The sequence below is a fragment of the Pseudomonas sp. 25 R 14 genome (assembly GCF_900004755.1).
GTDB lineage: Bacteria > Pseudomonadota > Gammaproteobacteria > Pseudomonadales > Pseudomonadaceae > Aquipseudomonas > Aquipseudomonas brenneri.
In genome coordinates this window covers 362,665-383,716 of the sequence record NZ_CVTS01000038.1, presented here as the reverse complement: position 1 = coordinate 383,716, position 21,052 = coordinate 362,665, and the positions used below count along the sequence as shown (strand labels likewise).

At 62.9% G+C, this 21,052-nt stretch carries 22 protein-coding genes; 16 read left to right on the top strand and 6 right to left on the bottom strand.

What is annotated here, in order from left to right; all coding sequences use genetic code 11:
* Nucleotides 1-215 precede the first annotated feature (215 nt).
* Entirely contained in the window at nt 216-1,196 is a 981-nt protein-coding gene (locus BFQ03_RS11600) for a helix-turn-helix transcriptional regulator (RefSeq protein ID WP_050593397.1), read from the top strand.
* On the opposite strand, the gene tatC is transcribed toward BFQ03_RS11600, so the two are convergent.
* Genes tatC through tatA form a run of 3 tightly spaced genes read right to left on the bottom strand, consistent with a single transcriptional unit; the run spans nt 1,193 to nt 2,450 of the window.
* The gene (tatC, locus tag BFQ03_RS11595) at nt 1,193-1,939 is read right to left on the bottom strand and encodes a twin-arginine translocase subunit TatC (RefSeq protein WP_032861385.1); all 747 of its coding nucleotides are present in this window, start codon (nt 1,937-1,939) and stop codon (nt 1,193-1,195) included. The two genes, BFQ03_RS11600 and tatC, sit on opposite strands and share 4 nt — an antisense overlap.
* A complete protein-coding gene (tatB, locus tag BFQ03_RS11590) occupies nt 1,936-2,232 on the bottom strand; it encodes a Sec-independent protein translocase protein TatB (protein ID WP_065943141.1) in 297 nt (98 codons plus the stop codon). Before tatB ends, tatC begins: the two co-directional genes overlap by 4 nt.
* Entirely contained in the window at nt 2,232-2,450 is a 219-nt protein-coding gene (tatA, locus tag BFQ03_RS11585; RefSeq protein ID WP_032861381.1) for a twin-arginine translocase TatA/TatE family subunit, read from the bottom strand. Before tatA ends, tatB begins: the two co-directional genes overlap by 1 nt.
* Nucleotides 2,451-2,611: 161 nt before the next feature.
* On the opposite strand from tatA, the gene gspK reads away from it, so the two are divergent.
* A complete protein-coding gene (gene gspK / locus BFQ03_RS11580; protein WP_065943140.1) occupies nt 2,612-3,577 on the top strand; it encodes a type II secretion system minor pseudopilin GspK in 966 nt (321 codons plus the stop codon).
* Nucleotides 3,578-3,791: 214 nt separating this feature from the next.
* Here the strand turns inward: gspK and BFQ03_RS11575 are convergent, their stop codons facing one another.
* A complete protein-coding gene (locus BFQ03_RS11575; RefSeq protein WP_065943139.1) occupies nt 3,792-5,822 on the bottom strand; it encodes a PhoX family protein in 2,031 nt (676 codons plus the stop codon).
* A gap of 229 nt (nt 5,823-6,051) precedes the next feature.
* Between BFQ03_RS11575 and BFQ03_RS11570 the strand changes: the two genes are divergently transcribed.
* From BFQ03_RS11570 to gspN, 12 genes are read left to right on the top strand one after another with little or no spacing between them, the layout of a single operon-like run.
* Nucleotides 6,052-7,704 (top strand): bifunctional UDP-sugar hydrolase/5'-nucleotidase, encoded by a 1,653-nt coding sequence (locus BFQ03_RS11570; RefSeq protein ID WP_090293164.1) that lies wholly within the window; start codon nt 6,052-6,054, stop codon nt 7,702-7,704.
* Nucleotides 7,677-8,129 (top strand): hypothetical protein, encoded by a 453-nt coding sequence (locus BFQ03_RS11565; protein ID WP_065943137.1) that lies wholly within the window; start codon nt 7,677-7,679, stop codon nt 8,127-8,129. Before BFQ03_RS11570 ends, BFQ03_RS11565 begins: the two co-directional genes overlap by 28 nt.
* A 6-nt stretch (nt 8,130-8,135) precedes the next feature.
* A complete protein-coding gene (gene gspD / locus BFQ03_RS11560; RefSeq protein WP_065943136.1) occupies nt 8,136-10,085 on the top strand; it encodes a type II secretion system secretin GspD in 1,950 nt (649 codons plus the stop codon).
* A 5-nt stretch (nt 10,086-10,090) separates the two neighbouring features.
* Nucleotides 10,091-11,539, top strand: coding sequence for a GspE/PulE family protein (locus tag BFQ03_RS11555; RefSeq protein ID WP_082445632.1), 1,449 nt, complete (start codon nt 10,091-10,093; stop codon nt 11,537-11,539).
* Entirely contained in the window at nt 11,539-12,741 is a 1,203-nt protein-coding gene (gspF, locus tag BFQ03_RS11550; RefSeq protein ID WP_065943135.1) for a type II secretion system inner membrane protein GspF, read from the top strand. The genes BFQ03_RS11555 and gspF overlap by 1 nt, the downstream gene beginning before the upstream one ends.
* A gap of 44 nt (nt 12,742-12,785) precedes the next feature.
* On the top strand, nt 12,786-13,229 hold the full coding sequence (gene gspG, locus BFQ03_RS11545; RefSeq protein ID WP_032861457.1) for a type II secretion system major pseudopilin GspG: 444 nt from the start codon (nt 12,786-12,788) through the stop codon (nt 13,227-13,229).
* A gap of 2 nt (nt 13,230-13,231) precedes the next feature.
* Nucleotides 13,232-13,675: a type II secretion system minor pseudopilin GspH gene (gene gspH / locus BFQ03_RS11540; RefSeq protein WP_065943134.1), complete on the top strand. Its 444-nt coding sequence runs from the start codon at nt 13,232-13,234 to the stop codon at nt 13,673-13,675.
* The gene (locus tag BFQ03_RS11535; RefSeq protein WP_065943133.1) at nt 13,672-14,037 is read left to right on the top strand and encodes a type II secretion system protein; all 366 of its coding nucleotides are present in this window, start codon (nt 13,672-13,674) and stop codon (nt 14,035-14,037) included. The genes gspH and BFQ03_RS11535 overlap by 4 nt, the downstream gene beginning before the upstream one ends.
* Nucleotides 14,034-14,624 (top strand): PulJ/GspJ family protein, encoded by a 591-nt coding sequence (locus BFQ03_RS11530; RefSeq protein ID WP_032861369.1) that lies wholly within the window; start codon nt 14,034-14,036, stop codon nt 14,622-14,624. The genes BFQ03_RS11535 and BFQ03_RS11530 overlap by 4 nt, the downstream gene beginning before the upstream one ends.
* Nucleotides 14,625-14,638: 14 nt before the next feature.
* A complete protein-coding gene (locus tag BFQ03_RS11525) occupies nt 14,639-15,748 on the top strand; it encodes a GspL/Epsl periplasmic domain-containing protein (RefSeq protein ID WP_032861368.1) in 1,110 nt (369 codons plus the stop codon).
* On the top strand, nt 15,745-16,176 hold the full coding sequence (gene gspM / locus BFQ03_RS11520) for a type II secretion system protein GspM (RefSeq protein WP_082445625.1): 432 nt from the start codon (nt 15,745-15,747) through the stop codon (nt 16,174-16,176). The genes BFQ03_RS11525 and gspM overlap by 4 nt, the downstream gene beginning before the upstream one ends.
* Complete coding sequence (gene gspN / locus BFQ03_RS11515) at nt 16,173-16,835, top strand: type II secretion system protein N (protein ID WP_065943132.1); 663 nt, start codon at nt 16,173-16,175, stop codon at nt 16,833-16,835. The genes gspM and gspN overlap by 4 nt, the downstream gene beginning before the upstream one ends.
* Nucleotides 16,836-16,838: 3 nt before the next feature.
* Here gspN and BFQ03_RS11510 read toward each other — a convergent pair whose 3' ends face one another.
* Both BFQ03_RS11510 and BFQ03_RS30230 read right to left on the bottom strand, forming a co-directional pair.
* The gene (locus tag BFQ03_RS11510) at nt 16,839-17,774 is read right to left on the bottom strand and encodes a LysR family transcriptional regulator (RefSeq protein WP_065943131.1); all 936 of its coding nucleotides are present in this window, start codon (nt 17,772-17,774) and stop codon (nt 16,839-16,841) included.
* Nucleotides 17,775-17,778: 4 nt separating this feature from the next.
* Complete coding sequence (locus BFQ03_RS30230; RefSeq protein WP_162237646.1) at nt 17,779-17,943, bottom strand: hypothetical protein; 165 nt, start codon at nt 17,941-17,943, stop codon at nt 17,779-17,781.
* On the opposite strand from BFQ03_RS30230, the gene BFQ03_RS11505 reads away from it, so the two are divergent.
* Complete coding sequence (locus tag BFQ03_RS11505; protein ID WP_223232679.1) at nt 17,943-19,652, top strand: DUF1302 domain-containing protein; 1,710 nt, start codon at nt 17,943-17,945, stop codon at nt 19,650-19,652. The genes BFQ03_RS30230 and BFQ03_RS11505 overlap by 1 nt on opposite strands.
* Nucleotides 19,653-19,688: 36 nt before the next feature.
* Nucleotides 19,689-21,050 (top strand): DUF1329 domain-containing protein, encoded by a 1,362-nt coding sequence (locus BFQ03_RS11500; RefSeq protein ID WP_065943129.1) that lies wholly within the window; start codon nt 19,689-19,691, stop codon nt 21,048-21,050.
* Nucleotides 21,051-21,052 lie beyond the last annotated feature (2 nt).

Genomic DNA, 21,052 nt, shown 5'->3' with positions numbered 1-21,052 from the left:
TATAACAAATGTGCGGTGATCGACGGTGAGTCGTCGAGTGGCGTCGTGCAGACATGATGGGACCTTGACTGAGGTTTGGGGCAGTGCGCGTCGCGGTGGGCGACGGCGGCTAAGGGCGTAACTGCAGCGCGATAGATGCTAGTGATTATCAATTGCGCTCATCTACCCCAATGTGGTCTGATTCGAGCCGTATCCGGTCAGCAAGGAGATCCAAGATGTCAGCCGTTGAGGAGCAGGGGCGGGCGTTCATGCCGGTCTCGCGGATTATTGCCGATGGCTACGGGGGCGATTTCGGCCCGGGCTCCCAGTGCCGGGTCACCCGAGTGACCTTGCAGGGCGGGCTGGATATCGTGCGTTGGCAAAGTACTTTCGAGCAGCCAGTGGAGATGCCTCTGCATGACGACAGCGAGCGCATCCACTTCAGCTTTACCAACCTGCTCAAGGGCAAGGCCTCTTGCAGCTTTCGCGATGGTCGGCGGCAGCGCCGCTATGTCATTGACCAGGGTACCGGCAGCATCAGCTATGGGCGCAGTCGCAACGGCCTGTATCACCAGCAGGGTGAGATAGACAATATTACGGTGATGATCCATCCCGAATTGTTGACCCAGTGGGAACTGGAAATCGACCCGACCCTGTATAACGCGCTGGCCTGCGATCATTGCTTTCTCGATGGACACCGCAGCGGTGAAATGAGCGCCACCGCCCACCAATTGTCCAATGCCCTGACGTACGCGCCTGGCCAGCCGCGCAGTAGCCTGTGGCTGTATGGCCAGAGCGTGACCTTGGTCAGCCTGTTCCTGGAAGCACGGCGCAGCGTGGACTGCGCCTGTCGCCTGAGCCCCATCGATCGCCAACGCCTTCAGCATGCTCGCGAGCGCTTGCTGGCAGACCTGGGCAAAGCGCCCAGCCTGTCTGAGCTGGCCCGTGAATCCGGTCTGAGCCAGCCCAAACTGACGCGCGGGTTCCGGCAGTTGTTCCTCAACAGTGTCTACGGGGTGTTCCAGCAAGCGCGCATGACTCAAGCCCGCAGCCGGCTACTGGAAGGGGACGAATCGGTGATGCGCGTGGCGTCGGATCTGGGCTATGCCAATGCCAGCCACTTTGCTACGGCTTTTCGCAAGCAGTTTGGCATCAATCCGTCCCTGCTCAAGCAGGGTGGGCGCAGTACTTCCCTGGCCCCGAGCAAACTGTCTTAAGCTGCCTCGGTACGCGATTTGCTCACCGACCGACTGGCCAGCAGCCCCAGCTCGAACAGAATCCACATCGGCACCGCCAGCATGGTTTGCGAAAACACATCGGGCGGGGTCAGCAGCATGCCGACCACAAAGCAGCCGACGATTACATACGGTCGGCTTTTCTGCAGGGTCTGCACATCCGTGATACCGGCCCAGATCACCAGGAAGGTCGCCACCGGTATTTCAAACGCCAGGCCGAACGCCAGTAACAGCGCGAGGATGAAATCCAGGTACAGGGCGATATCGGTCATCATCGCCACGCCGTCCGGGGTTACGCTGGTAAAGAAGCCGAACATCATCGGGAATACCAGGAAAAACGCAAACGCCATGCCGGCGTAAAACAGCACCACGCTGGCGGCCAGCAACCAGGCGGCGGTGCGTCGTTCCTGGCGGTACACCGCCGGCGCGATCATGCCCCAGGCCTGGTGCAGCAACAGCGGCATGCTGATGAACAGGGCGATCATCATGGTCAGCTTGAGCGGTGCCAGAAACGGAGAAGTCACCCCAGTGGCGATCATCGTTGCGCCGCTGGGCAAGAAATCGCGCAGCGGTTGCGAGACGAAGCTGTACAGCGTCTGGGCAAAGGGAAACAGGGCGCAAAACACCAGGAGGATCGCCAGGACGCAGCGCACCAGGCGCGAGCGCAACCGGGTCAGGTGGCCGGTCACCGACAGGCGCGGGGCAGACAAGGGCAGGTCGCTCATGGGGCAGGTTGTCCTGGAGAAGGGGGGATTTCTGGCTGCGGCGCAGCGTCCAGGCGGATGCCGTCGCGCAGTTGCTGCTCCAGTTGCCGCAATGGCTGCTGATCGATGCCCTGCAGCAAGTGTTCGTGGTCCAGTTCCTGGGTGACCTGGGCCTTGAGCGTATTCATCGCCCGCTTGGCCCGGCCCAGCCACAACCCGGCATTGCGCGCGGCAATCGGCAGGCGCTCGGGGCCCAGCACCAGCAGCGCCACCAGGCCCACCAGCAACAGTTCGCTAAACCCGATATCGAACATCAGTGTTTGCTGTCTGCGGGTCGTTGAGGCTCGGCTTGCACCTCAAGGCTGGCCTTTTCTGCGCTCGCCTGGGCAGCGGATTCGTTGCCCATGGAGGAGCGAAATCCCTTGATTGCCTCGCCCACATCGCTGCCCAGGCCCTTGAGGCGCCGGGTGCCGAACAGCATGACCACGATCAGCAGCACGATGACCAGTTGCCAAATCCCTATACCACCCATACCGACACTCCAAGCCATTGATTTGAAATATGAAGGCGCAGTGTGCCGAGGCTTTATGACGCAGCTGTGACGTTTTTGCGGGAATTGTGTGAGCCTGCCACTTGGTTGAAACATCCACTGTGTTGACTGTCGCCAGGTTCTACATAAAAGGTGGTTGGGTCATGGACAAAAAACGGCAGCAGGGGGCGGCGTTGTTGATGGTGCTGGTGGCCCTGGCCATGCTGGCGGGCGGTATGGCCTGGATGGTCGAACAGGGGCGCCAGCAGGTCGACAGCGTGCGTCTGGTGCAGCAACGTGTGCAGGCGCGGGCGATCGAGCGGGCGGCGCTGGCCTTTACCGAACAGGCCCTGCAGGACCCGCTGTGGCGCGCCAGCCCGATGTTCTGGCAGGCCATGCGCGGGCAGCCGTTGAGTTACGACTTCAAGGGGGGCAAGGCGAGCATCCGGATTCGCGACCTGCACACCTGCTTCAACGTCAACGCCCTGATCGGCCCCGAAGCCGAGCGCGCCCAGCGCCAGTTGGTGCATTTGCTGGGAGCCGACATGGCTGCCGAACGCCTGGCCCAGACCCTGGCCGACTGGCTCGACGCCGACCAGCAGACCCGCCTGCAAGGTGCAGAAAGTAACGAATACTTGCGTCAATCGCCACCGCGCCTGGCGGCCAATCAAAGGATGCGCGATATCAGCGAGCTGAACCTGCTGGCGCTTCCCGACGCACTCCGGGCCGTGCGCTACCCGCAGTTATGCAGCCTGGACGAGACCGCAGGCTGGCGCCTGAACGCCAATGCGCTGAACCTGGAGATGCTGGCGCTGCTGGATGCGTTGTATGAGGGAGAGGTCTCGCGGTCGGTGCTGACCCGGCTGGTCAGCGCGCGCCCGGCAGGGGGCTATCGTGATGCGGGTGAACTGCGCCAGGCCCTGGGGGCGATGGATGACGCGATGTTTGAGCGGCTGAGTGAAGGTTTGCAGCTCAACGGTGACCATTTCCTGTTGCAACTGGAGGTTGACCTGGATGGCCAACGCTTTCGCAGCCAATACCGTGTCGAAGCCCAGGGTGTGGTGAAGTGGCACGCACGGGTACCGGCGCAAGGCATGCTGCTGCGCTCGCGGGAACCGATGCCGTTATAGAGTGCTCGTGGGATCAAAGTATCCACAAACAGTGTAGGAGCGGGCTTGCCCGCGATAGCGGTGGTTCAGCCACTACCTCTGGTGGCTGGCAGGCCGTCATCGCAGGCAAGCCAGCCCCCACATTTGGTTTGTGCTGTGCCCAAAATTCTCTGTTGAATCGAACTCCCACAAAGACAGTGCTGCAGGCGCCGGCAAGCCGACGCCTGCATCCTCATCAGATCGCCAAGTCGCCCCCATCGGCACGCTGGATCACCACCGTGGATGCACGTGGGCGTACAGTCCCAACCGTAACGTCAGTGGCGACCGTGGTCGATGGCCAGTTTTCCGGGTGCTGGATGTTGACGAACACCGTCTTGTTATCCGGGGTAAAGGTCACCCCCGTCACTTCAGAACCATTGGGCCCGACGAAGAAACGTCGCAGGTCGGCCTGGTTCTGGGCATTGACCGGCACTTGCTTGCCCTGGGCATCGACCATATTGGTGGGGATCACCACCAGCATCTGGTCGTTGGTGTAGTCGGTCAGGGTCTTTTCGCCGTTGTCAGTCTGGATCCACATCACGCCACGGCTGTCGAAGGTCATGCCGTCCGGGCTGGCGAACTGGTTCAGAGTGGTCAGGCCGGAGCGGTTGAGGTCCGGGCTGCCAGCAGCGTTGGCGCCAAACACGAAGATGTCCCAGGTGAACGACACCTGGTTATCGGCGTCATGCCAACGAATGATGTGCCCGTGTTTGTTGTTCACACGCGGGTTGGCAGGGTTGGCCACCGTACGGCTGGTGTTGTTGGTGAGCGTCAGGTAGACGTCGCCATTGAGCGGGTTGACCGAGGTCCACTCCGGACGGTCCATCGGCGTGGCACCTACAGCATCGGCTGCGCCGCGGGTGTTGAGGATGATCCCCGGCAGGTTGGTGAATTTCGCGCCCAGGGTGCTGCCGTCGGTGGTGCTTGTGGTCACGTCCAGCAGCAACCAGTTACCACTGCCATCGGCGTTGAAGCGCGCCACGTAGAGCTTGCCGCTGTCCATGTACTTGGCACCGGTCGCCAGGCGATCGCTGGGGTTGGCATCGGCCGGGTCCCACAGGGCGGTGGAGACGAACTTGTACAGGTACTCGTTCTGCGAATCGTCGCCGCTGTAGAACACCACTGGCTTGCCGGCGGTGGTCAGGCCAGGCCAGCAACCTTCGTGGCGGAAACGACCCAGGGCGGTGCGCTTCACGGCGCGGGTCGAAGCGTTGTACGGGTCGATCTCGACGATGTAGCCATAGGTGCTGGCTTCGTTGCGGTAATCGTCGGTCGCGGTGGCGCCGCTTGGGGTCACGTTGAAGCGGCTGAACTCGCCGTTCACTTCGCTCGGGTCGCCAGCCACCGATTCCCAGCGATAGTTACCATTGCCGGTGCCCACGCCGATGCGCACCTGGTCTGCCGGACGGGCGCCACTTTTGTTGACGAAAATCCCCGGCCAGTTCTCTTCGCAGGTCAGGTAGGTGCCCCACGGGGTGTAGCCGTTACCGCAGTTGTTGTTGGTGCCGCGGGTCTGGGTGCCGGTGGTGGAGAACTTGGTCTTGACGTGATCGGTGCCTTTCATCGGGCCCGCCAGGTCCATGACGGTGGCAGTGGTGAAACGACGGTTCAACGGGTCGTTTTCCATCACCTGCCAGCGGCCATTGACCTTGGTGATGCGCATTACGCCAGCGCCGTGGGCGTTGATCTCTTTGCGCACTTCTTCAACCGGACGAACGCCGCCGACCAGGGTCGGGCCCGCCGGGTGCAGGGCTTGTGCGTCGATGTATTCATGGTTGATGGCCAGCAGGCCGTCGGTGGAGCTGCCATTGATAGGGAAGAAATGCATGCCGTCGTGGTGCATGCCTACCGAGTTGGCCTGGTCGGTGGAGGTGTTGCTGCCGTCGCTTTTCCACGGGGCTGCGTTGCTGTTCAGCGGCGTGCCCCACGGCGCCAGGACGTGTGCGGTGTAGCCGGCAGCCACGGTGCAGGCATCGGTGAGGGAACCTGGGATCGAATTGAAGCCCAGCTTCAGCGCAGGTTTTGGCGGCTGGGTAGGCGTGTCGTTGTCTGAACCGCCACCGCTGTCAAAACAGCCGGTCAGGCCAGTACCGGCAATCATGGCGATCGCGGCGCCGAGCCCGCCACGCACCACACTGCGGCGGCTCAGGTAGGCAGTGAGTACCGATTCCATCGGCTCATTGAGGCTCAGGTTGCGATTCTGGTTGTCGCCAGTCTCTCGACTCATTTCATCAGGTCCTTTGTAGATCACGGTTATTTTGAAAGGAGCCCGAACTCTAAGAGTCGAATGTGATGATTCGCGGTCGGTTTTGTTAAAAATGTATTTAAGTGTATTTCTTTTATTTCCTTTTGTTGCAGGGCGACACATTTCACTCCTGTTAAAAAACTGACATCAAAGCGTCATTAATTGCCCCCCACTATGCGGCCCCTATAAGAGTGTGCTTCAGGGTGAGGGAATAATGCTTTCAATGGTGCGGCGCGATGTATTGGGATGGATGACACTGGGTGCATGTGCGCCTTGGCTGGCCGGTTGCTCCAGTTTGAGCAAGGCGGGGCCGGCCGACAGTCAGCCGGTCGACCTGCTGTATATCGCCGACACCCTCGATGCACGCCTGCCGGGCCGCCCGGTGGTGCCGGCCACGCGCCTGGGGCCAGCCACACGCATCGGCCAGGCACCGTGGATCACCGGGGCCAATGCGCGATTTCGCCAAGCCGATGGCAGCCAGTTGGATGGCCTGCTGGATGCTTCCTTAAGTGACAGCGTGCAAACCGGTGGCTATGCGGTACTCGGTGCCGTGCTGCAACGCCTGCGCGATGAAGCGGGGCATGAGAATAGCCTGACTCTGGAAAACGGCCAGTGCTGGAACGGCAGCGGCCTGGCCTACCTGACCCGTGGCCTGTCCGGGGTCCAGGGCAGCCAGTTGCTGGGCAGTGAAGTGCGGGTCAGCAGCGATGAGCGCGTGTTGTGGCCCGAACAATGCCAGGGCCTGTACCAGCAATTCGGCCATCCGGTGCTCGGCGCCGGGCTGGCCAGCAACAGTGCGCAACGCCTGGCCACTCCGGGCATGCAGGTGTTCCGCCGTGGCGGCGTGCGCATTGCTGTGGTCGGCATTACCGACCCTTATGCACGGGACCAGCAAGCGTCCTTGAAGCAATGGTTGCACAGCCTGCAACCGGTGCTCACTCAGGCCCGCGAAGAAGCCGACCTGGTGGTGGCCCTGGCCGACGTCGGTACCGGGCCGGGGTTCTGGCTGGCTGAACGCCTGAGCCAGGTGGATCTGGTGCTGTGTGCCCGTGGCCAGGATTTGTGGCCGCAACCGGTGGAAATCCTGCAAAGCTCCGGCAAGCGGGTGCCGGTGGTGCTGGGCGGGACCCGGGCCAGCGGCGCCTTCCGCATCCGCTGTCAGGCCCAGGCGGGGCAATGGCGTTTTGATGCGCGCTTTTTTCCGGCTCAGGCCAGCGCGTTGGACGCTACCGCCCAGGCCCACGCCCAGCGCCTGCAACCTCGCCTGCAACAACAGCGCGCAGCGCATGCCGCCTGGCTCGACCAACCCCTGGCCAAGGCTCCGGAAAACCTCTGGCGCCGTGATGTGCGCGCCGGCAGTTGGGATCGCCTGTTGCACCAGGCCCTGGCCCGCGAGCCCAAGAGCGCGGTGTTGCTACCGGGCCTGCGCTACGACAGTCCCCTGGCGCGCGGCCAGATGATCACCCGCGAACACTTGATCAGCCTCAGCGCCAGTTACCCGGCGCCGGTAGTCGATGTTCCAGCACAGCAAGTGCGCCAGGTCCTGGAGAACGGCGCCGAGCAACTGTTTGGCGAGCCATTGCTGCTGGATAACAGCCAGGACTTGCCGCGCTGGCTCGGCCAGCCCTGGCAGGTCACCTATAGCCCTGGCGGCAAACGGGTCAGTGAGTTTGCCGAGCCGGTCGGCACCTGCCGCACCTTTGGCCTGGGCTTTGCCGCCGATGCCGGGCAACCGCTGTGGCAACACCTTGAAGGCTGGTTGCGCGAGCAGCCGGCGGATTGGCAACTGGCGCCCTTGCAGCTGCCCGAAGTGCGCTACGTGCAGGGGCATCCGGGATGGCATCCACGGAGTGTGGTCAGTTGAGCCGGGCAGGCAGCCTGTTCAGCCTGCTGCTGGTCACGCTGTGTGCCTGGTTGGCGGCGCAATGCGTACTGCAACTGTGGCATGGGCTGGCGCAGCCGGTCGTGCCATACCCGGCATCGGCGCCGGTGGCCGACCTCTTGAACAGCCACTGGACACCACGCCAGGCGCCCAGCGACGACCTGCCATTGACCACGCTCAAGGTCGATTATCTGGGCAGCCTCAAGGCCAGCCCGCTGCGCGCCACAGTGCTGGTGCTGCGCTACCAGCAACAAGAACGCACGCTGACCCTGGGTCAGCGCCTGGCCCCTGGCATCGTCTTGCACGACATCGATGAACGCGGGCTGATTTTTGACAATCAAGGGCAGCGCGAGCGCTTGCCATGGCCGACTGAGCGACCGGTGATCGGCCTCAAGCGCAAGGAATGAACCGAGATGCACATGATCAATAAATGCCTGGGCCTGACTGCGTTGTGCCTGGCCTTGAGCGTGACCCAGGCCCGCGCCGAAGAAGCGCCGGCCTTGTATGAAGTGAACTTCATCGACACCGAACTCACGGACTTTATCGACAGCGTATCGCGCATCACCAACACCACCTTCATTATCGACCCTCGGGTCAAGGGCAAGGTCACGGTACGCAGCCTCGACATGCTTGGCAGCGAAGCGATCTACGACATCTTCCTTGCCCAGTTGCGCGCCCAGGGTTTCGCCGCCGTCAACCTGCCCAATGGCAGCGTGAAGATCGTGCCGGACCAGGCTGCGCGCCTGGAGCCGGTGCCGGTGGAATCGACGCGCCAGGCCGGGCACGGCAACGATGGCATGGCTACCCGGGTGTTCAGTGTGCGCAATGCCGGCAGTGAGCAGATACTCAATATCATCAAGCCGCTGATCGACCCGCGCGTGGGGGTGATCAGCCCATACCCGGCAGCCAACCTGCTGGTGATCACCGACTGGCGCAGCAACCTGGACCGCATTGACAGCCTGTTGTCGCAACTCGATCAGGTCAGCCAGGAACCCCTGGAAGTGCTGCCCCTGACCAACGCCAGTGCCAACGACACTGCGCAATTGGTGACCCGCCTGCTGGCCCGCGAGCAAGGTGCCGACAGCGCCCAGGTGATCGCCGATCCGCGCAGCAATGCGTTGCTGGTGCGTGGTAGCGCCGACAGTCGCCAGCGGGTGCGCGCGCTGCTCAAGCAATTGGATCAGCCGCAAAATGCCTTGCGTCCTTCGAACACCGTGGTGATGTACCTACGGCATGCCAATGCGGCTGAGGTGGTCAAGGTATTGCGCGGCTTGAGCCAGGACACGCCCGGCGCCGGCGGCGAAGGGGTACCGGTGGAGGGTGCGCCGAAGCAGGTCGCAGCCAGCGCCTCGGCGATTCGCATGGAATCGGAGGAGGGCACCAACGCGGTGGTGATGGTCGGCCCGGACAGCGAAATCGCCGCCTACCGCACCATCGTCGAGCAACTGGATATCCGCCGCGCCCAAGTGGTGGTCGAGGCAATCATCGCCGAGGTCTCCGATACCCGCGCCCAGGAACTGGGGGTGCAATGGCTGTTTTTGGGCGACTCGTTTGGTGGCGGCGCGGTGAACTTTACCAATGGCGGGACGAGCATCGCCGGCCTGGCGGGGGCCGCTGCCAGTGGCGACACGGCTGGCCTGGGCAAGCTGTTGGCCAATGTGCCAGGGGCGACCGCAGGCTTTGGCAAGCTCAACGGCGGCGGGCTGAACTTCCTTGCGCTGCTCAACGCACTGAAAAGCGAAAGCGGTTTTAACCTGCTTTCGACCCCGACCCTGCTGACCCTGGACAACGCCGAAGCGTCGATCCTGGTGGGCCAGGAAGTGCCTTTTGTAACGGGCTCGGTGACGCAGAACAACACCAACCCCTACCAGACCATCGAGCGCAAGGAGGTGGGGATCAAGCTGCGGATCAAGCCGCAGATCAATATCGACAACACCGTGCGCCTGGACATCGTGCAAGAAGTCTCGTCGATTGCCGACAGCACCGGCGCCAGCGATGTGATCACCAACAAGCGCGAGATCAAGACCAAGGTCATGGTCGAAGACAACGGTCTGGTGGTGCTCGGTGGGCTGATCGGCGACGAGGCCAAGAACAGTGACCAGCGTGTGCCGTGGCTCGGCGACATTCCGGGGGTAGGGCGGCTGTTCCGCTCCAACGCCAGCCAGCGCACCAAGCAGAACCTGATGGTATTTATCCGCCCGCGGATCATGCGCGACGGCGAGACCCTGGCCCAACTGAGCAGCGAGAAGTACCGCAACCTCAAGGTCAACTCCAACCTGGCATTGCCCGCAATCTCCGATAACAACGCCTTGCTGCGCCTGTTCCCGGCCAGCCGCGAACGCCTGGACGAGGGCGTGTGGTGAGTACGTTGTTGCCTTATCGACTGGCGCGCCAGGCGGGTTTGGCACGGGCGCCGGGCCCGCAGGGCTGGACCTTGTGCCTGCGTGAGGATGTCGACACCGACGCCTTGCAGGAAGTCTTGCGCGTGCACGGCCTGCCGACGGCGGTCGAGCACCTTGACCCGACGCAATACGAACTGCGCCTGGGCGCCTTGTACCAGGCCGGCGAGTCGGCCACGGCGGCGTTGATCGAGGGCATTGGCGAGCAGGTCGATCTTGATAGCCTGATCAACGAACTGCCACGTATTGAAGACTTGCTGGAGAGTGACAACGAGGCGCCGGTGATCCGCCTGATCAACGGCTTGTTCGCCGAAGGCCTGCGCCTGCGCGCCTCGGATATCCATATCGAAACCTTCGAACAGAGCCTGGTGGTGCGCTTGCGGGTCGATGGCCATCTGCGCGAGATCCTGCGCCCGCCGCGGGCCTTGTCGGCCATGCTGGTGTCGCGGATCAAGGTCATGGCGCGCCTGGATATCGCCGAAAAACGCCAGCCCCAGGATGGGCGGATCACCCTGCGTTCAGGTGGTCGCGAGGTGGATATCCGCGTCTCGACCTTGCCCGGCATCCATGGCGAGCGCGTGGTGATGCGGGTGCTCGACAAGCAGGCAAACCTATTGGACCTGGCCAACCTGGGCATGCCCGCCGAGGTCGAGCAAGCCCTGCGTGCCTGCCTGTCACGGCCCAACGGGATTCTGCTGAGCACCGGGCCCACCGGCTCGGGCAAGACCACCACGCTGTATGCCAGCCTCAATGCACTCAACGATGGCTCGTGCAACATCCTTACCGTCGAAGACCCGGTGGAATACGCGATTACCGGCATCGGCCAGACCGCGATCAACCCCCGTGCCGGCATGACCTTTGCCAGCGGCCTGCGGGCAATCCTGCGCCAGGACCCGGACGTGATCATGCTCGGCGAAATCCGCGATCAGGAGACCGCGCAGATCGCCGTGCAAGCCAGCCTCACCGGGCACTTGGTGTTGTCGACGTTGCACACCAACAGTGCGGTGGGCGCGGTCACCCGCTTGCGTGACATGGGCATCGAACCCTTTCTGATCGCCTCCAGCCTCAAGGGCGTCATGGCCCAGCGCCTGGTGCGCCGTTTGTGCCATTGCGCAACGCCTGCGCCATTGCAGGCCGCCGAGCGTCAACTGTGGCCGGAGCTGGCAACCCTCGAACAGAGCTTTCACCCCCAGGGCTGCGATGACTGCCAGGGCAGTGGCTACAACGGGCGGATCGGGCTCTACGAATTCATCACCCTGGATGCCGGCTTGATCAGTTTGCTGTACGACGGTGCCAGCGAAGCGGCCATGCACGAATACCTGGCTGACAAGCGCCAGAGCCTGACCGCCATGGCCACCGACTGCCTGCGCCGTGGCGAAACCAGCCTGGAGCAGGTCCTGCGTGCGGTGCGTGACTGATGCCGACCTATCGCTACCAGGCGCTGGACCTGCGCGGTAATTGCCGCAAAGCCAGTATCCAGGCCGAAAGCGAGCGCCATGCCCGGCAACTGCTGCGCGAGCAGGGCTTGTTTGCCCGTGAGCTGCAGGTGCAGGGCGCGAGTCTGTCGAGCCCGCGCGGGCAACGTTTGAACCATGGACAGTTGTGCGAATTGACCCGCCAGTTGGCTACGCTCTTGAGTGCCGGTATCCCGTTGGTGGATGCCCTGGCTACCCTGGAGCGCCAGCTGGCGGAGCCGGCGATCCGCAACTTGCTGGTGGCGGTGCGCGGAGCTCTTGGCGAAGGCTTGAGCCTGGCCCAGAGCCTGCGCCGCCAGGGCGGGCAGTTCAACACGCTGTATTGCGCGCTGGTCGAGGCCGGGGAGCGCTCCGGCAAGCTGGCGCCGGTGCTGGAGCGGCTGGCCGAACACCTTGAGCAAGTGCAGAAACAACGGCACAAGGCACGCACCGCATTGATTTACCCGGCGGTGCTGATCCTGGTGTCGCTGGCCGTGGTGATCGGCCTGATGACCTTTGTCGTGCCCAAGCTCACCGAGCAGTTCAACCACACCGGGCAAAGCCTGCCGCTGATTACCCGGGTGCTGATCGGCGCCAGTGAGGGCCTGGTGATGCTCGGCCCGTGGCTGCTGGGGCTGGCCTTGCTGCTGGGGCTTGGTGCGCGGGTTTTACTGCGCCGGCCTCTGTGGCGTTTGCGGCGTGACGGCCTGGCCTTGCGCCTGCCACGCATTGGCGTGCTGTTGTCGGTGCTGGAAAGCGCACGGGTGTCACGCAGCCTGGCGATTTTGCTCGGCAGTGGCGTGCCGTTGCTTGAATCCCTGGAGGTCGCCACCGCCACGGTCGGCAACCGGCAGATTCATCAATCCCTGGAAACCGTGCGTGAGCAGGTCGAAGGCGGCGTGACCCTGTTCCGCGCCCTCAGTGCCAGCGGTCACTTCCCACCGATGCTGCTGAACATGGTCGCCAGCGGCGAGGCCAGCGGCACCTTGCCCGACATGCTGGAGCGGGTTGCCGACAACCAGGAACGTGGTTTTGCGCGCCAGGTCGACCTGCTGCTGGCGTTATTCGAGCCCCTGATGATTCTGCTGATGGGCGCGGTGGTGCTGTTCATCGTACTGGCAGTGCTGTTGCCGATCATGCAGCTCAACCAGGGCCTGAGCCTTTGAACAGACAACCTGAAAATGGAGAACTTGAAATGGAAAAGCACGCCATGCCTGGTCATCGTGCCGTCAAGCGTCGCGAGCGCGGTTTCACCCTGATGGAAATCATGGTGGTGATTTTTATCATTGGCCTGTTGATCGCCGTGGTCGCCCCCAGTGTGCTCGGCAGCCAGGACAAAGCCATGCGCCAGAAGGCCCTGGCCGACCTGGCGACCCTGGAACAAGCGCTGGATATGTACCGCCTCGACAACCTGCGTTTCCCCACCTCCGAGCAAGGCCTGCAGGCGCTGGTCAGCAAGCCGAGCCTGGAACCGCTGCCGCGCAGTTGGCGTGCCGACGGTTATATCCGGCGCCTGCCACAGGACCCGTGGGGCAATGCCTATGGCTACCGCACCCCTGGGCAGCACGGTCGGGTGGATATCTTTTCCCTGGGCGCCGATGGCCAGGAAGGTGGCGAAGGCACCGACGCCGATATCGGTAACTGGGACCTCTAGGCATGCAGCGCAGTCGCGGGTTTTCGCTCCTGGAAATGCTGGTGGTCTTGTTGATCGTTGGTCTGTTCAGTGCTCTGGGCGTGGCCTTCCTGGATGCCGGCCAGGCGCCGATGCGCCAGGCCCTGGCACAGTTGGCCAACGAGGCACGCAGCCAGGCCGCCCAGGCCCGGCATGCCGGGCAACTACTGGGCTTGCGCTGGAATGGTCGGCAGCCGGAGTTCGTACGCTGGCAGGCCGGTGCGCCTGCGTGGCAGGTCGAACCGTCACGCGGCGCGCCCTGGCCGGTCGGTTTGCAACCTGATTGGCCGGTAACCAGCGAGCCTCAGGTGATGTTCACGCCCTCGGGTCTGGCACGTCCGGTGTCACTGACCTGGCGTTGGGCCGAGGGCCGTCAGCGCTGGCAATGGCAGGCCGACAACACCCTGCATATTGCGACCCTGCCATGAAGCGCCAACGAGGTTTTACCTTGCTCGAAGTCATGGTTGCCCTGGGAATTGCCGCGCTGATGGCGGTGATGGTCAGCCAGTTGTTGCGCCAGCGCATCGCGACCCACCAGGCCGTCGCGCAACATCGCCTGGGCAGTTTGTGTGCGCGGGAGCTGGAGACGCGCTTTGGCGTAGAGCAGTACTGGCCGCAGATCAATGTGGTGAGTGGTAAGTTGCGTCAGGGGCTCGCCACCTGTCATTGGCAACTGACCCTGGGCAATACCGGGGTCAATCGCTTGCGTCGTGGTGAGTTGACGCTGTTTGCCGATCCCGAGCAGCGCCAGCCGCTGGGTCAGTTCAGCCTGTTTCTGGTGCGCCCATGAAGGCCGCGCAGCGCGGCTTGACCCTGATCGAATTGTTGGTGGCGATGGCCCTCACGGCGGTGGTCGGGGTGTTGCTGGCGGCCTTGGTCAATGGCTGGGTCAAAGTGCGTGAGCGTCTGGAGGAGCCCGGTGGCGAACCTCAGGTCCTGGAATTCTGCATGGCCCTGGAGCGTCGCTTCGACGCCCTGGTGCTGCGCCAATTGTATGAACAGCGCTTGCCCCTGGATCTGGCGTGGCTGGAGTGGCAGCCAGCTCTTGGGCAGTTGCAGTGGGTGGCCCTGGCCGCATGGCCACCGGCTGACGGTGCGTCGCGGGTACAACGCCAGCGCCTGCTGTTCGATGCCCGCCAGCAGCGTCTGGAGCTGTGGGTGTCGGCCGACCTGTACGCCGCCGACAAGCCACGCTGGGCGCGCAAGGAGTCATTGGCGCCGGTCGAGCGCGCCACGTTCAGTTTTTACCAGGGCACGCGCTGGCTGGCCTTTCCTTCTACTGTTGCCGCCCAGCCCAATCGCGGTGTGCGGATCGAGTTCGAGCATCATGGAGCCCCTTATGTCTGTACCTTCACCTTGCCCGATACCCAGCCGTGAGTCGGAGCGTCGGCATGTTTGAGCGTCTGCGGGCCAAGCCGCGGGAATGGTTGCTGATGCGCCCGCCAGCCACTGCCGAGGGCCGTTGGCAGTGGCTGCACTACCGCGCGCAACAGGCGTGTGCCAGCGGCGCCTGGCCGCCACCGCCTGCATTGCTGCAATTGCCGGGGGCGTTGATTATTCCTGCGCTCGATTGCAGCCATTTCTGCCTGCCGGCGCCGCCAGGGCTCAAGCGTCATGAGTGGCCGCAGCTGTTTGAAGAGTATGCGCAGCAACCGGCTGAAGAGCTGCTGGTCAGTTGCCTGTCCCGGGAGGCCGGCCAACTTGAGTTGCTGGTGATGCAACGGGAACAGGTGCAGCACTGGCTGGCCGAGTGCGGGCTACTGGGGGTACAGATCACCCACGGTTGGGCCGAATTGCAGTTATTGCCGCAGCCCGAGCCGGGGCATGTCGTGCGTTGGCAGTGTGAACTGTCGCTGTGCCTCAAGGCGCACTCGCGGCAATGGTTGGTCTGGCCGCAGGTGTTGGGGGAGCGCTTGCCCCAGGCCTGGCGCGAACTGCCCGCGCAGACGCTTGAGGGCGACTGGCCGTCGCGCCTGGCGCGCCTGGAGCAACTGCCCAGTGTGCTGGAGGGCACACGGCCGACGCGTGCCCGCGCGCAACGGGCCCCGTTAATGAACCGCTTGCAGCGACACTTGCTGGTGGGGTGTGTGGTGTTGGCGGCCTGTTGGGGCGCGGTGTATCTGCTGCAGAGCCTGCGCCAGATCGACGTCTGGAAAGCCCAGGTCACGGCGCTGGCCGGGCCTGCGAAGCACCCGCAACAGGCCCGTGTGGCGTTGGCGCGTGTGCAGGGCGAGGCGATCGACTGGCAGGTGCGCCAGCAGAAAATCGTCGCCCTGGAACAGGCGCTCTCGGCCTGGTTGCAACAGCAACCGGGCTGGTCGGTGATGAGCATGGCGTTTGACGGCAAGCATTGGCGCCTGGGCCTGCGCGGCAATGGCCCTCGGCCTGCGCCGGCGCAGTGGCAGGCGATTGCCCAGGTCGCTGGCGCCCAATGGATGGATGAGGCGCAAGGAGCTGGCGGGCAACTGCTCCTGAGTTTTGATTTGGGAGAACAACCATGAAAGCCCGGATGCAAGCGTACCTGACCCACTTCAACCAACTGCCGCCCAAGCGTCGTTATGGCCTGCTGGCCGGTTGGTCAACGGTCGTGCTGTTATTGCTGGTGTTGCTGGCACGGCCGCTGCTGGCGGCCTGGCAGGAGGCGCGCCAGTGGCAGGCGTTGGCGCAACAGGCCGGCGCGCTGGTCCCGCCGGCAGCGTTTTCCAACGAGCAATGGCAGGCGCTGGCCGTGTCGCGTCAATGGGTGTTGACCCGGGTCGAGCAACAGGGCGATCGCTGGCAATTGCAAGGCGAACTGCCCGGCCCCCAGGCCCTGCAATACCTGCTGCGCACCGTGCAGGAACAGGGCGGACGGCCCTTGCAGTGGAGCCTTACGCAAGGTATCGGCCAGGGCTATGCCTTCAGTCTGGAAGTGGCGGCCAGGCCATGAGTCGCGCCGTCATCCTCTGGGGCATTGGGGTATTTGCCCTGACCTTGCTGCTGGAGCTACCCGCGGCCTTTGTTGCTCGCCAGGTGTCGTGGCCGACGGGCTGGCAGCCCAGCGGTGTCACGGGCAGTGTGTGGAATGGCCGCGCGGCACGTGCCGGTGCCCTGGGCCCGGTGGAGTGGCGCATCAGTCCATGGAAGGCGCAGATGAACCTGGGCTTTCAGCAACGCATCTGGGCGTTGTCGGTCCAGGGCTGGCCGTGGAATTGGCAGGCGCAGTTGGCACCGCGTGCGGTCAGCGCCTTGCCGGCGCCGATGTTCGTGCTGGACGGCCGTTGGGAAGGGCGATTGCAGGTCGATGGCGCTGGAGCGGGGTGCCGTAAAGCCGAAGGGGAGTTGCTGGGGCACGACCTTGCCGTGTTGAGTCCATGGCTGGTCAAACTGGGAAACACCCGGATAGCGCTACAGTGCCGGGATGGGCTGCGGCTGTTGGCCGACCTGCAACTGGCTGGCGAGCATCATTTCCAGATCGAAGCGCAGCCACGGCGCTTGCAGGTGGACGGGCAGATCGAACCGGGTGCCGCCGTGACCCCGCTGCTGGTCCAGGCACGCTGGTTACAACCGGCGGCGCAAAGCTTCAGCAAGGTGCTGGGTAGGCCCTGACTCCTATGGGAGCGGGCTACGGGCATTGGCAATGATCGAGTCCACCGCCTGCTGGGCAATCGGTGACAGCGTGCGCCCGGCCTGGCATACCACGGCGTTTCTGATGGTCAGCAAGTCGGCTGGCCAGCCCGGTTGGATGAACGGCATCAGGTCCACCAGCAAACCCTCACGCAGGTCCTGCGCAAGCCAGGAGCACCAGGTCAAGAGCAGCGAGTCGCTGGTCAAGGTGGTTTCACGCAGCAGGTTCAGATCGTTGGAGCTCAGGGTCCAGGGCAACAGCGTTCCGGGCGTCAGGTCGAACAAGGCATATAGCGACGCCTCGTTTGACGGCACGACGCCGCTCCAGGGGTAATCGAGAATCTGCTCCCGTGAAATCGGTTGTGCCTGCCGTGCCAGGGGGTGATCGCTGCGGCAAAAGATCGACGCCGGTTGCGGCGGCAGGTGGGTGATGGAAAAGCGTGGATCGAATTGCTGGTCGGCCCGCAATGTGGCCACGACAAATTCCAGCTGGTCGGTTTCCAGTTGATGGGACAGGTGTTCCCAGAAGTTGACCTGAACATTGAGCACCAGCCGGGGAATGCTTTTACGCAGCTTGACCAGCACGTCTGTGGTGTTGAGGTTGGCGGCCATCGGCGTTACGCCAAACCGCAATTCACCGCCTTCGGTCCCGGCCAGGTCATTGGCCTGGGCCTGCATTCTCTTGGCACAACTGAGCAGCTCATGGGCGCGTCCGATCAGTTGTTTTCCGGCCTCGGTCAGGGTGACGGAGCGTGTGTCCCGGTCGAACAAGCGCACCCCCAGGTCGCTCTCCAGCGATTGAATGCTGCGGCTGAATGCAGTCTGTGAGAGGTGGGCGCGAGCTGCCGCACGGGAAAAGTGCAACTCCTCGCTCAAATAGACCAGGTGGCGAACCCGCTTCAAGTCGATTGAGTCGTCCACTGCATTAATCTTCCTTCATATTTGCATTGGACACCTTTAACACGCTCCCCGAAGATTCTCCAGCGCCAACATCGCCCGGCAGGCCACGTGCACTGCCTTCAATAATAAAAACGATGGGGAAGTTCTGTGGCAAACCACTTTCAGTTTGATCGAGTGCGGCCCTGTGCATTGACCGCCGTCCTCGCACTCGGCACCAGCATCCAGGCCCAGGCCATCAGCTTCAATGTCGGAGAAATCGAGGGGCAGTTCGACTCGTCGTTGTCCATTGGCAGCAGTTGGGCGTTGCGTAACGCAGACCCGGCTTATGTGGGCACCTGGAACGGCGGGCACGCTTCCAGCCAGAGTGCCGATGACGGACGCATGAATTTTCGTAAAGGCGAGACCTTTTCGAAGATCTTCAAGGGCGTGCACGACTTGCAACTGAGCTACGGCGATACCGGTGTCTTTGTGCGCGGCAAATATTGGTACGACTTCGAGCTCAAGGACGAGAGCCGCCGCTACCTGCCCATCAGCGATAGCAATCGCAAGGAAGCGGCCCAGTCATCCGGTGCGCAAATCCTCGATGCATTCATCTATCACAACTATTTCATCGACGGCCAACCCGGCAATGCGCGGGTGGGCAAACAGGTGATCAGTTGGGGCGAGAGTACGTTTATCGGTAACGGGATCAACGTGATCAACCCCACCGATGTGGCCGCTTTCCGCCGGCCAGGGGCAGAGATCAAGGAAGGGCTGATCCCGGTGAACATGCTGTTTCTATCCCAGGGCTTGACCGACAGCGTGTCTGCCGAGGTGTTCTACCAGTTGGAGTGGGACCAGACGGTTCTGGATAACTGCGGCACTTTTTTCGGCTCGGACGTGATGGCCGACGGCTGTAGCACGCGCATGGGGTTTTCGCCGCCGTGGGATCCCAGCGGGCAGTATCACTTCACGCGCGGCGCCGATCGTGATGCGCGTGACAGCGGCCAGTTCGGGGTGGCGCTGCGCTGGCAGGCCGAGGCTCTGAACAATACCGAGTTCGGGCTGTATGCCATGAACTATCACAGCCGCGCACCTTTTGTCGGCGGCCGGGTAGGGGACAGCCCATTTGCGGTCAAGCCCGGCACCCAGGCGTCGAGCGCCGAGTACTTTGTCGAATACCCGGAAGATATCCGCCTCTATGGCCTGAGCTTTTCCACCACTCTGGGCACCACCGCCGTCTCCGGTGAGCTGAGCTATCGACCCAACATGCCGCTGTCCCTCAACGGCAGTGATGTGACGATTTCCGCCCTGGCCGGCTCGATGGCGGCGGACCTGGGCAGCCCGATTTTCGCCAGTGGGTTCGCCCGGCCGGTACCCGGCGAAGATTTCCACGGTTATGTGCGCAAACCGGTGAGCCAGGCGCAGGTCACGTTCACCCACTTTATCGACCAGGTGTGGTCGGCCGAACGCCTGACGCTGATTTCCGAAGTGGGTTACAACCATCTTGGCGACCTCAACAGCAGTGCCCTGCGCTTTGGCCGCGACAGCATCTTCGGCAATGGCGAGCTGCCGGATAACCGCAATTGCCCGACCATGGCCAACCCGGTCAACCCGCAAAACTGCAATAGCAAAGGGTTCTACACCCGCAACTCCTGGGGTTACCGGGCGCGGGCGATGCTTGACTATCAGAACGTGTTTGCCGGGGTGAATCTCAAGCCCAGCCTGTCCTGGTCCCATGACGTGGAAGGTTACGGCCCCAACTTCAACGAAGGCAGCAAGGCCATCAGTCTTGGCCTGGATGCGGACTTGAAAAATACCTACACGGCGAGCCTGTCCTACACCGATTTCTTTGGGGGTGACTACAACACGGCGACTGATCGTGACTTCGTTTCCCTGAGCATGGGCGTGAGCTTCTGAACCTGCCATCCGATAACAAGAAAAGGATTGAGCCTGATGAATTTTTCGACACCGGTTATATATGGCAGCACGTTGGCGCTGCTGCTCTGCAGTTCGGCGATGGCCGCTGTTTCACCTGAGGAAGCGGCTCGGCTGGGCACCACGTTGACGCCACTGGGCGGCGAAAAAGCCGGCAACGCCGACGGCTCGATCCCGGCCTGGACCGGTGGTTTGCCCAAGGATGCCGGTGCGGTCGACAGTGCCGGGTTCCTGGCCGACCCCTTCGCCAATGAACAAGCGTTGTTCACCATCACTGCGCAGAACGTCGAGCAGTACAAGGGCCGCCTGTCTCCAGGCCAGATCGGCATGTTCAAGCGTTACCCCGACTACACCATGAATGTTTATCCCACGCACCGCAGCGTCAACGTGCCGCCGGCGATTGTCGAGGCCGCGCGCAAAAATGCCCTGAACACCCGGCTGGTCGCGGGTGGCAACGGTCTGGAAAACTTTACCAAGGCTTATCCGTTCCCCATTCCCAAGGACGGCCTGGAGGTGATCTGGAACCACATCACCCGTTATCGGGGCGACAGCATGAAGCGCCAGATGGTGCAGATCGTGCCGGATGTACGCGGTGTGGGCACGCCAGTGACTTATGACCACCAGTATGTGTTGCGCGAAAGCCTGGCCGATTACGATCCGGCCAAACCGAGCAATGTGCTGTTCTACAACAAGCAGACAGTGATTGCCCCGGCGCGTCTGGCCGGTAACGTCGAGTTGGTGCATGAGACCCTCGATCAGGTCAAGGAGCCACGCCAGGCCTGGATCTACAACGCAGGCCAACGGCGAGTGCGCCGGGCGCCGCAGGTGGCCTATGACGGCCCGGCCGCCAGTACGGATGGCCAGCGGGTGGTCGATAACTACGACATGTTCAATGGCGCGCCGGATCGCTACGACTGGCAGTTGGTCGGCAAGCAGGAACTGTACATTCCCTACAACAGCTACAAACTCGATTCGCCCACGCTCAAGTACGCGGATATCACCAAGGCCGGCCATATCGACCAAGGCTTGGCACGTTATGAGTTGCACCGGGTCTGGCATGTGGTTGCGACGTTGAAACCGGGCCAGCGGCATGTGTATGCCAAGCGCGATTTCTACATCGACGAGGACTCCTGGCAAGCGGCTGTGATTGACCACTACGACGGGCGCAATACCTTGTGGCGCGTGGCTGAAGCCCACCAGCAGTCCTACTACAACCATCAGGTGCCGTTCTACACCGCCGAAACCCTGAATGACATGATCAGCGGGCGGTACCTGGTGCTGGGCCTGAAGAACGAAGAAAAACGCAACTATCAGTTTGATGTGAAAGCACTGGAAGGTGAGTTCACGCCCAATGCCCTGCGTCAGTCCGGGGTGCGCTAAAC

What these genes read in the sequence shown, in the direction of transcription:
- BFQ03_RS11600 (WP_050593397.1), top strand. Translation starts at nt 216, where the DNA reads ATGTCAGCCGTTGAGGAGCAGGGGCGGGCGTTCATGCCGGTCTCGCGG.
- tatC (WP_032861385.1), bottom strand. Translation starts at nt 1,939, where the DNA reads ATGAGCGACCTGCCCTTGTCTGCCCCGCGCCTGTCGGTGACCGGCCAC.
- tatB (WP_065943141.1), bottom strand. Translation starts at nt 2,232, where the DNA reads ATGTTCGATATCGGGTTTAGCGAACTGTTGCTGGTGGGCCTGGTGGCG.
- tatA (WP_032861381.1), bottom strand. Translation starts at nt 2,450, where the DNA reads ATGGGTGGTATAGGGATTTGGCAACTGGTCATCGTGCTGCTGATCGTG.
- gspK (WP_065943140.1), top strand. Translation starts at nt 2,612, where the DNA reads ATGGACAAAAAACGGCAGCAGGGGGCGGCGTTGTTGATGGTGCTGGTG.
- BFQ03_RS11575 (WP_065943139.1), bottom strand. Translation starts at nt 5,822, where the DNA reads ATGAGTCGAGAGACTGGCGACAACCAGAATCGCAACCTGAGCCTCAAT.
- BFQ03_RS11565 (WP_065943137.1), top strand. Translation starts at nt 7,677, where the DNA reads ATGGCATCCACGGAGTGTGGTCAGTTGAGCCGGGCAGGCAGCCTGTTC.
- gspD (WP_065943136.1), top strand. Translation starts at nt 8,136, where the DNA reads ATGCACATGATCAATAAATGCCTGGGCCTGACTGCGTTGTGCCTGGCC.
- gspF (WP_065943135.1), top strand. Translation starts at nt 11,539, where the DNA reads ATGCCGACCTATCGCTACCAGGCGCTGGACCTGCGCGGTAATTGCCGC.
- gspG (WP_032861457.1), top strand. Translation starts at nt 12,786, where the DNA reads ATGCCTGGTCATCGTGCCGTCAAGCGTCGCGAGCGCGGTTTCACCCTG.
- gspH (WP_065943134.1), top strand. Translation starts at nt 13,232, where the DNA reads ATGCAGCGCAGTCGCGGGTTTTCGCTCCTGGAAATGCTGGTGGTCTTG.
- BFQ03_RS11535 (WP_065943133.1), top strand. Translation starts at nt 13,672, where the DNA reads ATGAAGCGCCAACGAGGTTTTACCTTGCTCGAAGTCATGGTTGCCCTG.
- BFQ03_RS11530 (WP_032861369.1), top strand. Translation starts at nt 14,034, where the DNA reads ATGAAGGCCGCGCAGCGCGGCTTGACCCTGATCGAATTGTTGGTGGCG.
- BFQ03_RS11525 (WP_032861368.1), top strand. Translation starts at nt 14,639, where the DNA reads ATGTTTGAGCGTCTGCGGGCCAAGCCGCGGGAATGGTTGCTGATGCGC.
- gspM (WP_082445625.1), top strand. Translation starts at nt 15,745, where the DNA reads ATGAAAGCCCGGATGCAAGCGTACCTGACCCACTTCAACCAACTGCCG.
- gspN (WP_065943132.1), top strand. Translation starts at nt 16,173, where the DNA reads ATGAGTCGCGCCGTCATCCTCTGGGGCATTGGGGTATTTGCCCTGACC.
- BFQ03_RS30230 (WP_162237646.1), bottom strand. Translation starts at nt 17,943, where the DNA reads ATGCACAGGGCCGCACTCGATCAAACTGAAAGTGGTTTGCCACAGAAC.
- BFQ03_RS11500 (WP_065943129.1), top strand. Translation starts at nt 19,689, where the DNA reads ATGAATTTTTCGACACCGGTTATATATGGCAGCACGTTGGCGCTGCTG.